Genomic DNA, 15534 nt, shown 5'->3' on the forward strand with positions numbered 1-15534 from the left:
ACCAAGCTATACATTACCAATCCAATGTATCAGACATTTCTTCGGCTGGTGTATTCATTCCCTCAATTATTGATTCTCTCATTCCTGGAATTGAGGTTAAGTATAAAGTTTCCTGAATACTCTTCCAATCTTCTTCCCCTACAAGAATTGCATTTGAATCTTTACCAGTTATTACTAGGGGTTCATGAGTCAAATTNACTTTTTGAACCAGCTTGTACAAATCTTTTCTTGCATTTGTAACATTAACGCTACTCACACAACTCCTCCATACGCTATAACGTACGTTTAATATATATCTTTTTATTCTATATGTCCAGAGTAATTTTTACATAACGTTCCGCGAATATGAGAAGTTGCCGTCGGGAGCTTGCGACCAGAGGCAATTTGGATGGAGCCGAAGGCGGAATCTCATATTCGCTGTTAGGTGTAGTATGCTATGCGTCCCTTGTCGTATCATTTTTTATCGCTCTCAATTCAACCATATGTCTTTTCCCTCTTTTCGTTAATGACCAAAACATTGCTTTTGATCCACCTGTTGTATTTAAGAACTGAGCTTGAATAAGATCATAAGCTTCAAGTTGTGTTCTGATTGTAAAGAGATTTTGTTCATCAATGGATTCATAGTAACCACTTTTACCTTCTTCTTTCAGGATATATGTGGCTAACTTCTTTTTGACTGATTTTTCTGAAGGGCACTCTACAAGTAATGGTGCTAAAAGACCAAAGAGCTTCTCCCAAGAAATCTCATGCTTGATCTCTCCTTTTCTTGAATCTCCCCAACTGTATGATCCTTTTACTATGAAGGATTCTCCCAAATCAACAAGATTTTCGTTATATCTATTTTCCAATTCCGCTTTTAATTTTTTATTTTCAATTAATAATTTTTGATTTTTCTTTGTTGTTTCCTGAAGTTCAATTATTTTTTCGTAATCTAAGAAATTATTACCTCTGGCCCATCCTGCTAATTCATACTTATCTTTGAACTCATGTATATTTTCATGGATAGCAAGCTTTACTTCTGCAACATTATTTGCAAAACTAACAATTTTAGTTTTTACATATTTATAAAAAATATCAAATTTTCTTTTATTATTTTGTTCGTATATATCCTCTTTATTCATGCCAGATTCAATTTTTTCAACTGCATTGTCTTCAGACATAATAATAGCAAATACCGGCATGCCTTTATCAATTGCATACCGATACTCAATTTCGGTATAACTTAACTCTGTTTTACTATCAATAGAACCGTATCGTTTACCAAGAATAAGAACGTAAATATCAGACTCATCTATCCATTTTTTTATTGTTGTTAATTGTTCTTCCCCAGCCTTAAATAGTTCCATACCAGCCGGGATATGTCCAGCTTTCAATATTGCTTCTACTGCAGCTTCACGCTCATCCTTTAAATCAATATATGTTGAGGATATGAAAACTTGATACTTTTTGACAATATTTGCCATATTTTTCCTTTAAAAAGATGTTGTATAGAATATTACACCTAACTCCCCGATACACGCAAACTTGCGTATATGCACCCTTTGGTTCCCCCCGCTATTGCGTGTATCCCGCCTTCCTCCATTTATTATACGCACGCCATCGCTCATATGCAGGCCNTCACTCCAGGTCCAGATCATCCAGGGGGTTTGGGACCCGGGAAATCAGAGTGGTGGAGACGTGGGTGTAAATCTCGGTGGTCCTGGTGCTGGCGTGCCCCAGAAGCTCCTGAATAATCCGCAGGTCCGTTCCTTTTTCCAGCAAGTGGGTAGCGTAGCTATGACGCAGCGTGTGGACCGTGGCGGGCTTGGTAATCCCCGCTGTTTTACAGGCTCGCTGGAACAGAGCCTGGATACTTCGCACCGTATACTGGCCACCCTTTTCCCTTCAAAAAGCCAGGTCCTGGGCTGGTATTCCTGCCGGTATCGTTTCAGCAGTTCCCAGAGCCGGGGCGAAAGGGGAACCTGCCGGTCTTTCTTGCCCTTGGCCTGGACAATGCGGATCAATCCCCGTTCCCGGTCAAAATCCTGAATCTTCAGGTTGACTGCCTCACTCACCCGCAGACCCCCGGAGTAGATGAGGCTGATCACCGCCCGGTGTTTGGTATTTTCCAGAGCCCCTATGATGGCCGCCACCTCGGACTCAGCCAGTATAAGGGGCAGCTTTTTCTCCCGCCGGGGGCGTAGCTTGATTTTGGGCATGGATTTTCCGCAGACCGTCTCTGTGTAGAACTTGATGGCATTCACCGCCACGTTCTGGTAGGAAGAGCTGTACTCTCCACTGCTAGAGATCTGGTTCACGTACGTGATAATGGCCTCATCATCAGCGCTCGTGGCCCGGGAGCGCACCAGGGTGACGATCGCCGGGTCATAGGCAAAGGCCAGCCGGTAGAGTTCCTGCTCTTTTGTCACCCGAAGGGTGGCTTTCGTATTTTTTGTGCCCCGCATCACAAAACACCCCGGGGAAAAGTGTAAAACAGGAACCCCTATCTGTCATCAGGAACATCCCGAATCGCTGACACAGACCGGACAGGGGCCCCGCGCTGTCCCGGGAAATCGCTCCCGGGAAATCTCCGCCCCGAAGGGCCCGCCTAGAACGCCCGGATGGGCCTGACCCGGTAGGCGTTGGTCTTCATGGCGGAAATCTGCCCCCCCGTATCAAAGTTGAAAGCCATGGCGCGCTCGGGGTTGCGCTCGGTGGAACTCCAGTAGCTCTCCCGGAGAAGNCCCCCGGCCTGGCGGCGAAAGAGATTCTCGTAGAGGGCGTGAAGCTCCTGGTTCGAGGGGAGAAACCAGTCGTCGAAGCCGTTGATCACCGCACCGGAAGCCAGGTGGGCGGCGTGATCGGCCGGAGCCTGGGCAATCAGGACCGTATTGGCCTCGCCNGTGCCAGTGGTGCTCCCCGAGGCTCCCGTCTCGACGTCCGGGGGACCCCAGAGAGCTGCGGGATCTTCCTGGCCCTGGTACCACCCCTCGGGGGCAGCCTCCAGATAGCTCCAGGGGAACTCGTTGCGCCGGTCGCTGAAGAAGACGATCCCCCCGGCGGGACCGGTCTCCCCCACGGCGTAGACCGGGTCGGTCCGGTCCTGCTCCGGGGCGGGCGCATCGGCGGGAGCATCATCNGTTTCTGTGACGGGCTCCGACGGGGGAACCCGGGGGGCCTCCGGTTCGGGCGGGGTGGCGCAGCCGAGCAGGCAGAGCGCCACCGTCAGGGCCAGAACCCCCAAAATACCCGAAGGCATAGCAAAAAANTTCATATATTCCTCCTGCCCTCTGTTGTAGGGGACCCGCCGGAGGAATGCAAGGGCAGGGGAGAGACCCGGCGGGGTTGACCCTGCCCGGGGGGTATATTACAACCCTCTCTATTATCTATGGAGATACCCATGGAAGAACCCCATGAAACACCTGTGGAAAAACCGATGGAACAACCGATGAAAAAACCTGTGGAACACCGATACAAGAGACCCTGTCCAATGCTGGTCCTCGTCGTGCTGGGGCTCTTCGCGCTCTCGGCACCGCTCCAGGCCCACGTCACCTATATGCCCGCGAGCCCCGAGGTCCGGGCCCTGGCCGAGCTCTACAGNCAGGCGGGGATGGTCTTCCCCTCGGCCTCCTTTCCCCTGGCAAAGCGGGATCTGGTGCGCTTTGCCCTGGAACTGGAAGACGCCCGGCCCCGCATGACGGGCCAGGTGGGGGANTTTCTGGAAATGGTCGATTTCCGGCCCGGCGAGGTCACCATCGGGGCGATCCTGGACATCGATTTCCAGAGCTACCTGCGCTCCTCCGGGGCCCAGTGGATCAACGCCGACGAGGACGACGAGGACTTCGGGGGGAAGGATACCCTGGATTTCTACCGGCGCTACCTGGCAATGCCCGATTTCCTCTCTCTGGCGCTCCACGGCGAGGAGGACGACACGGGGGGCGTCTANATCCGCGCGGGCGTGCGGCGCCGNTACGAGCGGGGCGAGCTGCTGGANACAAACTTTCTGGAGTTTCACCCGGACCGGCTGGTGCGGGCGGACAACTATTTTATCCGCCGGGGGTACTGGTACCACTATCTGGGGGACCTGGACGTAACCCTGGGGCGCAACGCCCTGCACCTGGGGGCACCGGGCCATTCCACCTTNATGGCCTCGGATCGACTCCCCCACGTGGACGCCCTCTCCATGCGCTACCGCCTGGGGCCCTTCCAGATCACCTCCATCTCGGCAACCCTGGATAACCGCCGTGCCCAGGGGGAGCTCGACACGTCTGGGTGGAAAGGCACGGACACAGGCCCGTGGACCGACGATGTCACGCCTGGCACCGATGGCGATTGGCCCGAAGACCGCCTGGGCTTTGGCCAGAGCATCATCTACTACGGGGTGCACCGCCTGGACTATACCCGGGAGCGGGTCCGTCTGGGCGTGGCCTCCCAGCAGTTTGTGGCCCGCGAGAACAACGCCTTCCACCTGGGGGACATCTTCCCCGTCTTCTCCTGGCACAACACCGACGTGGGGCCCCACAACATGAGCCTCATCATGGATATCTCCTGGGCCGTGCGGCCCGGGGTGGAACTCCATTTTCAGGCGGGCTACAACGACATCGACGCCGAGGAGCTGGCGGGTATCCCCGACGACCCCATNCCCACGATCGACGCCTACCTGGGGGCGGTGTCCTGGAACCTGCCCTGGGGGGAACGGCGCTTCCGGGGAACGGCCGAGGTGGGGTACACCCACTTTCTCTGGGGGAACTTCTACGACTACAACCAGGAGAAGGGCAACTACCTGGCCCGGGGGGTCTACCGCTTCCGTACCCACGGGGTCTACATGATGCCCATGACCTCACCCTACGGCCCGGGGGTTACCTGGACCAGGTGGAACATGGAGCTGGCCGGGTTTGGCCGGGCGGCCCTGGGGCTGGACGTGGAGATCCTCTCCCGGAANGACCCCGAACTGGTCAACCTGGTTGATACCGTGTATGATCCGNAGGATAATGACTACTCGGTCTACGAGGATGCCTCGCGGGAGCTGATCTGGCGGGTTGCACCCCGTGTGACCTACACCCACCCCCGGTGGGGATCTTTCTTTCTGGAGCCCTCCCTCCACGGGTGGGAGGACGATGTCTGGGCAGAGTTGACCCTGGGCGGGTCCCGGTCCTTGCGGTACCGGGGGAATCCCTGAGATACCGGACCCTTCGGGAGGGCGGGAACGCCCCGGGGGGCTCCACGGGAGGTACACGAACGATGATTGCCGGTGTAAAGAAGGCGATGCGCCGCCGGGGTGTTCCGGCGGTTTTTCTGATGGTTCTGGTGATGGCCATGCCGCTTGGTGCTGCGGAGCCCGATGTGGCTGGCGGGGCGGCGGCGGGGCCCGGTGTGGCGGCGGCGGGGCCCGATATGGAGGCCCTCCTGGGGTCCTACGGGCGGTTCAGTTCGCCCACGGACGACACCCTGGCCCTGGAGTTTCTCTTCTCCCTCACGGGGCAGCGCCAGTACGATCTGCTCCGGGGCTACAACGACGGGAAGGGGTATAGTCGAGGGGAGAACCCGAACTATCAACCTGATCCAGGCGACCCTGCTACTTTTGACCCCAATCCCTACACCTATGACGAGACTCCTCGCCCCCTGCGGGGTCAGCGGAGCGTCCAGAGCGTCTACGAGTCCACCGAGGCGATCCTGGACTACCGCTCGCGTCACTTCAACCTCTTTGTGGACTGGGCCCTGATCGGCGACCGCCGCTACGATCCCTCGGAACCCTACATGCTGGACCGCTACTTTTACATCCGCGACGCCCACGTGGAGGTGGACCACCGGCCCTTCACCCTCAAGATGGGGCGCACCACCCAGCAGGACGTGGTGGACACCCCCTATTCGCTCTTTGTCAACTCCAACCCCATCCCGGCGCTCCAGATGGAGACCTCCTACAAGGGGGANTTCTTCTTCTATACCAGCCGGTGGGTGGGGCTCAACCGCAGTTCCGACAAGACCTACTTCGGCTCCGAACCCGGGGTTTCCCCCTTTGGGGTGTACNNCGACGNCANNNCCCAGATCGTGNCCGGCACGGGGGCCCGNTACGATCAGGTCTACCCCGACGGGGTTCCCTGGGCGGACCGGGGGGCCAACTTCAAGGTCTACGGCCTGAANCTGGAGCAGGGCTGGCGGTTCGGCCTCCAGGAGGGGGCGGTCTATACCAACAGCTTCTTTAACCCCGAGTTCTTTCTGAGCCCCATGCCCATGTACTTCACCCAGATNATCATGGACGGCGGCAACAAGCCCTGGGGCGAGTTCGCCAACAGCAAGCACGTCATGGGGTTCTTCCTGGACCGGACCACCCCCGACGGCTACTTTGCTGCCCAGATTCTGGTGGACGANATCAACGGGAGCTCCATTCCCGGGATCGACGTGGACTTCCAGAACCGCCTGGCCTGGTCCCTGGGGGGGTACCGGCAGTTCGATTTTGGCCAGGTGGGTCTCTACTACGCCGGGGCCACCAAGTACGCCTTTTCGGCCACCAGCACCCCCGGGGACGATGTCTACGACGCCCTGGAGGTGGGCCAGTACTCCGGTGCCGACGAGACGCCCCTCTACTACAGCCGCAGGCCCTATCCCTTTACCTATTTTCCCGCCGTGGAATATCCCGTGGACGGGGGGCGGCGCATGCCCATCGACTACCGCCAGAACTACCTGGGCTATACCCACGGCGAGAACAACATGGCGATCAAGATGGACTACACCAACACCTTCTTTCGGGGCCAGCCCCGGGAGACGGGGGTCTACGCCTCGATGGAGTGGGTCCTGAACGGGGCCAAGAGCCCGGCCAACCCCTGGCACGAGGAGTACACCTACAAGGACATCTCCGATTCCACCCACTTTCTCCGGGACGATCTGGAACACCAGTTGCTCTTCCGGGCGCGGGTGGAGCGGCCCGTGACGATCCTGGGTACGCCCTTCACGGTCTTTGTGGACGGCGAGCTGGGTTTTATCTTCAACGCCATGCGGCTGGAGGCGCCCTTCGACGACGACGATCCCCGGCGCTGGATATGGGGAGATGGTGAGGGGAACTTCGGTAGTAATTACCAAGACGGAAACGATGGTGGAAAGAAACTCATCGACCGCAACCGGGCCGAACCCTGGATCTACCGGCCCCAGATGGGGACCAACGAGGTGATCTACTACCTCACTGTGGGGATCACCTACCGCTGGCAGATGAAGTAGGACTGCCGTGAAGGAAGCGCCCCTGAAGGTTGCCGTGGTCTTCGAGATTTTCCTGCCCGTGGTGAACGGTATCGTCACCTCGGGGGTGAACCTGGCGGAGAACCTNCGGGCCCTGGGCCAGGAGGTGATCTTTCTGGTGCCCGACACGGGGGAGTTCCGCGAACCCTCCCTGGGCGGGGTGCCGGTGTACCGGATTCCGAGCCTGCCCAGCAGGAGTTATCCGGGGATGCGCTACGTTCTGCCCTGGAACCGCGCCGTGGGCGAGATTCTCACCCGGGAGCGGGTCCAGGTTCTGCATATCACCGGGCCCTGGTTTCTCACCATGGCGGCCGTGCGGNCCGCCCGAAACCGGGGCATTCCCGTGGTTCATACCTTTCATACCATGGTTCACGAGGCGGATTATCTCCTCTATATGGTGCGCTTTCGCAGGCTGGTGCCTTTGGTACGGCGTCTGGGCTGGCGGTTCTACGGCTGGTACATCGCCCGCTGCGCCGCCCANACCGCNCCCAGTGCCCTGGCCTGCCGCGTGCTGGCCAGGCAGTTTCCCCATTCCCGGCCCCGGCAGATCTCCAACGGTGTGGAGGGGGAGCTCTTCCGCCGGGAGGTGCCCTCCCGGGAGGAGGTTCGCCGCCGCTACCCCTGGTTTGGGGAGCAGACCGTGCTCTTTGTGGGGCGCCTGGGCCGGGAGAAGTCCCTGGAGGTCCTGATCAGGGCGGCGGGGGTCCTGCGGGGCCGGCCCGGCCTGGAGGGGTTCCGTCTGGTTCTGGTGGGGCAGGGGCCCGAGGGAGAGGGCTGCCGCGATCTGGTGAAGGCCCTGGGGCTGGAGGGGGTCGTCCACCTTCCGGGGTACCTTCCCCACGGGGAGCTGCTCTCGAGCGGCCTGTTGCACCGGGCCAGGGTCTTCGCCACGGCCAGCACCACCGAAAATCAGCCCATGACGGTGATCGAGGCGATCTGCTGCGGTGTTCCCGTGGTGGTTCCCGATGTGGCGGGTATCAGGGAGCTGGTGGAGGAGAACGGACTCCGCGTTGCGCCGGGGGATCCCCGGGCGCTTGCCGGGGCCCTGGAGGCGCTCTGCACCGATCAGGACCTCCACAGCCGGGCCTCGCGGGCGGCTCTGGCCATGGCCCGGCGGTTCGACGGCGCTGCCGTGGCCCGGCAGATGCTGGAGCTCTACCGGCAGGTGCTGCGCACAGAGCGGGGTGCCTCCCTTGCTCCCGAGCGTCCTGGCCGGTACACTTCCCGGTATGACGGAAAAAATGACGGGAAAAATGGCCAAAGACGTGACGACGAAGATACCGATAGAAGCTGTAATTTTTGATCTCGACGGGGTGGTGGTCTATACCGACGAGTACCACTCCCGGGGGTGGAAACGTCTCTGCGATGACCAGGGCTGGCGCTTTCCCGAGGAGGTGAGCGATCAGCTGCGGGGGGTCTCCCGCATGGAATCGCTCCAGATCATCCTGGATTCCAACGGGGTGAGCGCCACGGAGGAAGAGAAAGAAGAGATGGCCCACCGCAAGAACGAGTACTACAAGACCTACCTCCAGGAGGTGGACGAGGGCGCGCTGGTGCCGGGGGCGGTTGATTTTATCGGCGAGCTTCGTCGCCGGGGTGTCCTGATCGGGCTGGGGAGCGCGAGCAAGAACGCCCTCACGGTGTTGCGGGGGCTGGGCATAGAGGCGCTCTTTGACCAGGCCGTAACGGGGCTGGATATCACCAGGTCAAAGCCCGATCCCCAGGTTTTTACCCTGGGGGGGCAGCGCCTGGGGGTTGCCCCCGAGCGGTGCGTGGTCTTTGAGGACGCCGTGAGCGGTGTGGAGGCGGCGAACGCGGCGGGGATGATCTCCGTGGGCTTTGGCCCCACCCAGGGGCTGGACCAGGCCGGGGCGAACCTGCTGGTGCCGGACTACGCGTCGCTGGATGTAGACGCTTTTCTGGCGGGCACGCTCTTTTCCTGATACCCCCCCGGGCGGGGGCAGGCCAGGGGTGCCCCCTCCTAGGGGTGTACCGCCTCGTGATGCCCCCACTGCCCCCGGGGCGCTGCCTGGCAGGATTCCTCCAGGAACGCTGCCGCCGCCTGGGGGCTCCCCAGGGTGTAGAGCTGGCGCAGCAGGGCCTGCTCCCGGGCCGAGTGGGGCAGAAAGTAGTTACGGAAAAACTTCTTCAGAACCTCAAAGGACCGCTTTTCCTGCCATTCCCTGTGGTAGGCGCGGATATGCTCAACCAGATAGCCGGACCGCTCCTCCAGCGAGAGCGCTTCCCAGGGGGGAGGCGGGGTGGGGGAGTCCCGGGCAAAGAGGAGGGGGTCAAAGAAGATCCCCCGGCCGATCATGACTCCGTCCACGCCGGTCTGTTCGGTCAGGCGCAGGGCGTGGTCCAGAGAGCAGACATCGCCGTTGCCGATNACCGCAGCCTGTGAGCCCAGGGCGTCGCGGATCTCCACGGCCCGGCGGATCTCCCGCCAGTCGGCCCAGCCCTGGTACATCTCGTCGGCCACGCGGCCGTGGAGAATCAGGGCGTCGATCCCCTGATCCAGGAGAAACCGGCACCACCGGTCCGTCTCGGGGAAGGTGATGCCCGTGCGGGTTTTCACGCTGATGGGCAGGGAGCTCCCCCGGCGACAGGCGGCGATCAGTTCGGCCGCCAGGGGCGGCGTGCCGATCAGGGCGGAACAGGCCCCCGATTTCCTCACCTTCCAGGCGGGACATCCCATATTGATATCGATNCCGGCGAAGCCCANGGCCTCGATGGCCGCCGCCCCTTCCTCGAACTCGGCGGGATTCGTCCCCCAGATCTGGACCACCAGAGGGTCCTCCTCGGGGCTCGACCGCAGGCGGCCGTCGGGTTTTTCCGGGGTGGAGCGGATAGCCGAGTCTATACGGGTGAACTCCGTGAAGAGAACCGAGGGGCCTCGGGCTCCCCAGCGGTGCGCCCAGGAGCGGACCAGCCGGCGGAAGACGGTGTCGGTCACGTCTTCCATGGGGGCCAGGGTGAAGATTGGTCGGGGCAGGTCCTGCCAGAGCGTCGCCATGGGCGGTATCATACGGAAAAGTCTTGTCTTATCCAATGGGAGCCACCACAATAGATACAAGAGAAGAGTGTAGCTAAGGGGATATTATGGGACAGTATGTGCTTCTGGTAGACGACGAGCAGGGAATCCTCACGGCCCTGAAACGGGAGTTGCGCCCCTGGGCGCGGGAGCGGGATCTGGAGATCGCCACGGCCTCGAGCGCCGAGGAGGCCCAACGCTTTCTGACCAACCATCACCTGGACGTGGTGATTGTTCTCTCGGATCAGCGTATGCCCGGAACAAAGGGGCACGAGCTGCTGGCGCTCTGCGAGCAACGCTACCCCGAGATCATGCGTCTCATGCTCACGGGCTATACCGATATCAAGGACATTACCAGCGCGATTCGCAGCGGGATCAACAGCTTCATCCTCAAGCCCTGGGATCACGAGGATCTGATCTACGAGCTGACCAAGGCCTATAATCTCTTCGAGATGCACCAGCGGAACCGCGAGTATCACCGGACGGTGAAGAACGAGCTGGCCCTGGCGGCGGTCCTGCGGGGCGAGACGGCCCGGGGCGGCGATTACGATCACGGCTGGTGTTTTGTGGGGTGCCGTCACGCGCCCTCGCCGGAGCAGACCTCCCGGGGGGTGGATCTCTTTCAGCAGGTCCCCATCGGGAAGAATTTTCTCCTGATCCTGGCGGCGCATCTGGATTGCGACGGCGTGCGGGGCTCCATGATCGGGGCAACCATGGTGCTGCGGGTTCTGCACACCGTCATGGACCGCCAGGATTGCAGCGGCCTCGATGTGGCCGTTCTGGCGGCGGAGCTCTCCTCGGTGATGGGTGCCGTNTCCCGGGAGATCCCCAGCGTGATTATCCGTTATACCGTGGGCATTCTGGATCGTCAGGGGCCGATCTTTCGCTACGCCGGCAACGGCTATCCTCCCTTTGTGGTGGTCCGGGAGGNCGACTACGGCGAGATCGAGGCGGTGCCGGAGCACCCCGGGCGGGTCCGGTCGGTGCAGATCGAGGAGGGCGACCTCCTGGCGGTNGCCTCGCCGGGGCTCCTGGAGAGCCTCTCTTCGCAGGAGGATCTCAACGCGCCCCGGGTGCTGGCCAAACATCTGCGCGACGCCAGCGGGGAGTCCTCCCTGAGCAGACGGGCCGAGCTGATCCTGGCCGCAGGGAGCTCGGGGGAACTCACGGACAGGACGCTTCTGCTGGTTCAGACGGGCGGGCCGGGAGAGGAATCCTGCTGATGGACCGGGCGGTGGGGGTGGAGGACCTGGAACGTCTCGCCCGGGTTACACAGCTCCTTCCCGATCCCCTCNTGGTGCGTTCTGCCGGGGGGCGNATTCTGGGGTGTAACCAGGCCTTCGCCCGGCTCTGCGGCCTCCGTCCCCGGGAGCTCGAGGGGAAACCCTGGCAGGAGTCGCTCCCCCCGGGGATCGTCCGGGCCTTTTCCCGGGCCGACCGCCACGGTNCGGTGGTGCTCTTCATGCTNTCNGTCTCCGACGGGGAGGGCCGGAAGCACACCTACGCCGTGCGTCAGGTCCGGCACGAAGCAGCCGGGGAAATCCTGGGGTGGGTCTCGGTGGCCCGCGATGTGACCCGCTACAGCAAGGATGCCGGGGCTGCCCAGCTCCTGCAGATCGCCGAGGCCTTCGTGAATCGCAGCTATCAGGATCTCCAGAAAGCCTTTGCCCCCACCATGGAGCGTCTTGTCCGGGTCATGGGGGCCCGGGGGGGCTTTGTCTTTCAGGCTCACCGGGAGGGGCGCGTCCTGCGTCTCCTCTGCCAGTGGTGGCAGGAGGGGCAGGAGGGGGCCGTTGTTCCCGAGGAATACCCCCTGAAATCGCCCTGGTGGGAGGATCTGCTGAAAGAAGGGACGCGGCGGGGGTACTCCCTGAAGGGGGTTCTCCCGGAGGGGGCGGGGGAACGGGGAACGATCTATCCCGTCTACGCCCAGCAGGAGGTGCTGGGCGCTCTGGTGCTGGTGGAGCCCCGGAGCGAGGCGGGGCATCTGCCGGAGCTGGTGGCAACGCTTCTGGCGGGGGTGATCGTGCGGCGGGACATAGAGAAACTCCTGAACGCCTACTCGGCCGATCTGGAAAAGCGGGTTCAGGAGCGGACCAGCGACCTCAATGTAGCCTACGAGACCCTCAAGCAAACCCAGGTCCAGCTCGTCCAGGCCGACAAGATGGCCTCGATCGGTCAGCTCGCTGCGGGGATCGCCCACGAGATCAATAACCCCATCGGGTTTATCAAGAGTAACGCCACCACCCTGGAGCACCACTGCCGCCTCGTGGGTCAGCTCGCCCTCCGGGAGGGAGGCGATGCCACGGGGGGCGAACTCCGGGAGGTGCTGCAGGAGCTTCAGGAGATAGCTGCCGACATCCGGGAGGGGACTCGCCGGGTAGAGGACATCGTGGGGAACCTGCGGACCTTCGCCCGCATGGAAGACGGTCACCAGGCCCTNGCCCAGATCAACGAGCTGATCGAGGCCAGTTTGCGGGTGATCAACAACGAACTCAAGTACAAGGTCACGGTCCACAGCGATTACGGTGATCTTCCCGAGATACCCTGTCGCCCCGATCGGCTGAACCAGGTCTTTGTAAACCTTCTGGTGAACGCCGCCCAGGCGATTCATGATCAGGGGGACATCTGGATCACCACGGGTCTGGACGAGGATCAGGTGATGATCCAAATCTCCGATAACGGCTCGGGGATCTCTCCGGAGCACCAGTCCCGCATTTTCGACCCCTTCTTCACCACCAAGGATGTGGGGAAGGGTACCGGTCTGGGGCTCTCCATCGTCTGGGACATTATCAATTCCCACAAGGGGACGATCGTTCTGGAGAGTGTCCCCGGGGAGGGCACCACTTTTACTATCAGCTTGCCCGTTCACAACGAGGGGTTCTCCCTGGACGAGGTGATGCGGAATCTTTAGGGGGGGAGGGCTGAGAAAACGTTCATTCCCGGGAAAATTTTGTTTGCGTCGGGGCGGTAATCGTGGTATAATCCCCTTCTCGTTTGGGGGAATTGGGGGTGGCGTTGTGTCTGCGGTGCCCCCGGCGGATCTTTTCAGGACAACCTCTCCTGTTACATTGGGATTTTTTGGTGACCCTTCCGTCGCACGGTTCGGGGAGGGGAACGCGAAGTTTTCTNCTGAGAGGCTATTGTCTTATAGTCGGAATGTCTGGGTTTTGGCGCCTGGTTCCGGGGTATCCGGCGGTGGGCTGTCTGGCTCAGGATAGACCGGNGCCAGAGCTTGTGGTGGTGCGTTTTTGTGGCCGGGGTGCTGTTGCAGCCCGGCTTTCTTGTAGAGGGTACAGAATCAGCTACGGAGTTCCTCGTCCCGGGCCGATCCCGGGGAGGGGCGTACGGAAAGGAGAAGCGCGATGCGTATTATCGCTCATCGGGGAGCATCGGGGTATGCTCCGGAAAACACCCTGCCCGCCATGGAGCGGGCGCTCGAGCAGAAGGCCCAGGGGCTGGAGCTGGATGTGCAGCTCACCGCCGACGGCCAGGTTGTGGTGATTCACGACTGGACTCTGGACCGGACTACCACCGGGTCCGGCGCGGTGAGGTCGCTCTCGCTGGAGGAGATTCAGCGCCACGACGCGGGGAGCTGGAAGGACAGCGCCTTTGCGGGGACCCGGGTGCCCACGCTCCAGGAGGTGATCGATCTCATTCCTGAGACGTTGCTGCTGAACGTGGAGATCAAGATCCAGGCCTTCGACCGGCGTGATATCGAGACGCCCGTGGTGGAGATCCTGAAAAAGAACAACCGGCTGGAACACACCGTGATCTCCTCGTTCAACCACGAGTGCCTGCGCAGGGTTCACAGTCTGGATTCAACGGTAAAGCTGGGGTGCCTCTACGAGGCGAACCTGGTGAACCCCCTGGAGTATTTCGAACAGATGGGGGTGGAGTTCTACAGTGTGCACCTGGATCACGATTACGTGAGTGCCCCCGTGGTGGATCTCTTCCACGCCCAGGGGATGCAGGTCTATTCCTGGACGGTGAACAACAGGGAAACGGCTCTGGCGCTGCAGGGAATGGGGATAGACGGGGTCATCACCAACTATCCCGACATGATGGACCTGTGAGACCGGATTTCTCCGGCCGCAGGGGCGCCCGGGAATAACAGAGAAAATAGAAAAAGAGAAAGGACAGAAAGAGCATGGGAATCAAGGAAGGAATGAGCAGGATGTTTTCGTCCCGGGCGAAGACTCTGGAGCTGGAGATTGAACANTATCTGAGTCTGATAGACCAGAGCGCCCTCCTGCTCAAGGAAGCGGTGAACAAGTATCTGGACGGGGAGTACGAGTTTTTCGAGAAAAAGTCTGCCGAGGTCGATCGGGTCGAACGCGACGCCGACGAGCTGCGCCGCCAGATCACGCACCGTCTCTACGCGGAGATGCTCATTCCCGATTCCCGGGGCGATGTCCTGGGTCTGCTGGAGACGATCGATAACGTGGCCGACGTGGCAAAGCGGGTGGCTGCCCACTTCAGCATCGAGAAGCCCGAGGTCTATCCCTTCCTGAAGGATGACTTCCGGGAGCTCACCGATATCAGCATCAAGGCTGTGCAGGAGCTGACCCTGGCGGTGCGGGCCTTCTTCTGCGAGCTCTACCGCGTGACGGAGCACCTGGACAAGGTCCACTTCTGGGAGCACCAGGCCGACGAGGTGGAGGACCGGCTCAAGCGCAAGGCCTTCGAGTCTCCCGATATCAAGGAGTTCAGCAAGCGGGTTCACATGCGTCACTTCGCCGAGCGGATTTCCCGCCTGGCCGATGAGGCCGAGGCGGTAGCGGAGCGGCTGGCGATCTCCACCATCAAGCGGACCCTGTAAGGGGGCGCGGCGATGGGAGGACTAATCTTTCTGACCAGCGGCCTCTACATGGGCTGGTCTCTGGGCGCCAACGACGCGGCCAACATTTTTGGCACCGCCGTGGGAACGCGCATGGTGAAGTTCCGCACGGCGGCGATCATCTGTATCATCTTTATCACCGCCGGGGCGGTCTTCAGCGGGGCCGGTGCGGCCCACGGNCTGGGAGCNCTGGGGGCGGTGAACGCCCTGCCGGGGTCCTTTGTGGTCTCGCTCTGCGCGGCCTTCACGGTGATGTGGATGACCAAGGCGGGGCTCCCCGTCTCCACCACCCAGGCGATCGTGGGTGCCATTGTGGGGTGGAACCTCTTCTCGGGGTATCCCACGGACCAGGAGGCGCTCACCAAGATCGTGGGGACCTGGATCTTCGGGCCCATACTGGGCGCGGGAATCGCCTTCCTGCTCTTTTTTGTGGTGCGCTTTTTCATGAGCC

At 60.7% G+C, this 15534-nt stretch carries 11 protein-coding genes and 1 pseudogene; 7 read left to right on the plus strand and 5 right to left on the minus strand.

Annotation, left to right across the window (positions count from 1 at the left end; translation table 11 throughout):
- Window positions 1-13: 13 nt before the first annotated feature.
- The 4 genes and pseudogenes from B071_RS19175 to B071_RS18515 form a co-directional block, all read right to left on the minus strand.
- Entirely contained in the window at window positions 14-256 is a 243-nt protein-coding gene (locus tag B071_RS19175) for a type II toxin-antitoxin system Phd/YefM family antitoxin (protein ID WP_051075296.1), read from the minus strand.
- Window positions 257-434: 178 nt separating this feature from the next.
- Window positions 435-1463, minus strand: a complete 1029-nt coding sequence (locus tag B071_RS19180; protein WP_083914793.1) for a DUF4062 domain-containing protein — start codon at window positions 1461-1463, stop codon at window positions 435-437.
- Window positions 1464-1617: 154 nt separating this feature from the next.
- A pseudogene (locus tag B071_RS20185) lies at window positions 1618-2444 on the minus strand (phage lytic cycle repressor MrpR family protein).
- A gap of 143 nt (window positions 2445-2587) precedes the next feature.
- Window positions 2588-3253: an Lcl domain-containing protein gene (locus tag B071_RS18515; protein WP_018526891.1), complete on the minus strand. Its 666-nt coding sequence runs from the start codon at window positions 3251-3253 to the stop codon at window positions 2588-2590.
- A gap of 3999 nt (window positions 3254-7252) precedes the next feature.
- Between B071_RS18515 and B071_RS0109650 the strand changes: the two genes are divergently transcribed.
- Both B071_RS0109650 and pgmB read left to right on the plus strand, forming a co-directional pair.
- Window positions 7253-8512 (plus strand): glycosyltransferase, encoded by a 1260-nt coding sequence (locus B071_RS0109650; RefSeq protein WP_438829681.1) that lies wholly within the window; start codon window positions 7253-7255, stop codon window positions 8510-8512.
- Window positions 8475-9152 carry a beta-phosphoglucomutase gene (gene pgmB / locus B071_RS0109655; protein ID WP_157703121.1) on the plus strand — a complete coding sequence of 226 codons (678 nt, stop codon included), beginning with the start codon at window positions 8475-8477 and terminating at the stop codon, window positions 9150-9152. Before B071_RS0109650 ends, pgmB begins: the two co-directional genes overlap by 38 nt.
- Before the next feature lie 38 nt (window positions 9153-9190).
- Here pgmB and B071_RS16945 read toward each other — a convergent pair whose 3' ends face one another.
- A complete protein-coding gene (locus tag B071_RS16945) occupies window positions 9191-10237 on the minus strand; it encodes a tRNA dihydrouridine synthase (RefSeq protein WP_018526896.1) in 1047 nt (348 codons plus the stop codon).
- A gap of 74 nt (window positions 10238-10311) precedes the next feature.
- On the opposite strand from B071_RS16945, the gene B071_RS18520 reads away from it, so the two are divergent.
- From B071_RS18520 to B071_RS0109685, 5 genes are all read left to right on the plus strand, one after another.
- A complete protein-coding gene (locus B071_RS18520) occupies window positions 10312-11466 on the plus strand; it encodes a response regulator (RefSeq protein WP_018526897.1) in 1155 nt (384 codons plus the stop codon).
- Entirely contained in the window at window positions 11466-13157 is a 1692-nt protein-coding gene (locus B071_RS18525) for an ATP-binding protein (RefSeq protein ID WP_018526898.1), read from the plus strand. Before B071_RS18520 ends, B071_RS18525 begins: the two co-directional genes overlap by 1 nt.
- A gap of 451 nt (window positions 13158-13608) precedes the next feature.
- Window positions 13609-14319 (plus strand): glycerophosphodiester phosphodiesterase, encoded by a 711-nt coding sequence (locus tag B071_RS0109675; protein ID WP_018526899.1) that lies wholly within the window; start codon window positions 13609-13611, stop codon window positions 14317-14319.
- Between the two features lie 101 nt (window positions 14320-14420).
- The gene (locus B071_RS0109680) at window positions 14421-15065 is read left to right on the plus strand and encodes a DUF47 domain-containing protein (protein ID WP_040588030.1); all 645 of its coding nucleotides are present in this window, start codon (window positions 14421-14423) and stop codon (window positions 15063-15065) included.
- A gap of 111 nt (window positions 15066-15176) precedes the next feature.
- On the plus strand, window positions 15177-15534 hold a 358-nt coding region (locus B071_RS0109685; protein ID WP_438829682.1), incomplete at its 3' end, for an inorganic phosphate transporter.

The sequence above is a fragment of the Alkalispirochaeta alkalica DSM 8900 genome (genome assembly GCF_000373545.1).
Lineage (GTDB): Bacteria > Spirochaetota > Spirochaetia > DSM-27196 > Alkalispirochaetaceae > Alkalispirochaeta > Alkalispirochaeta alkalica.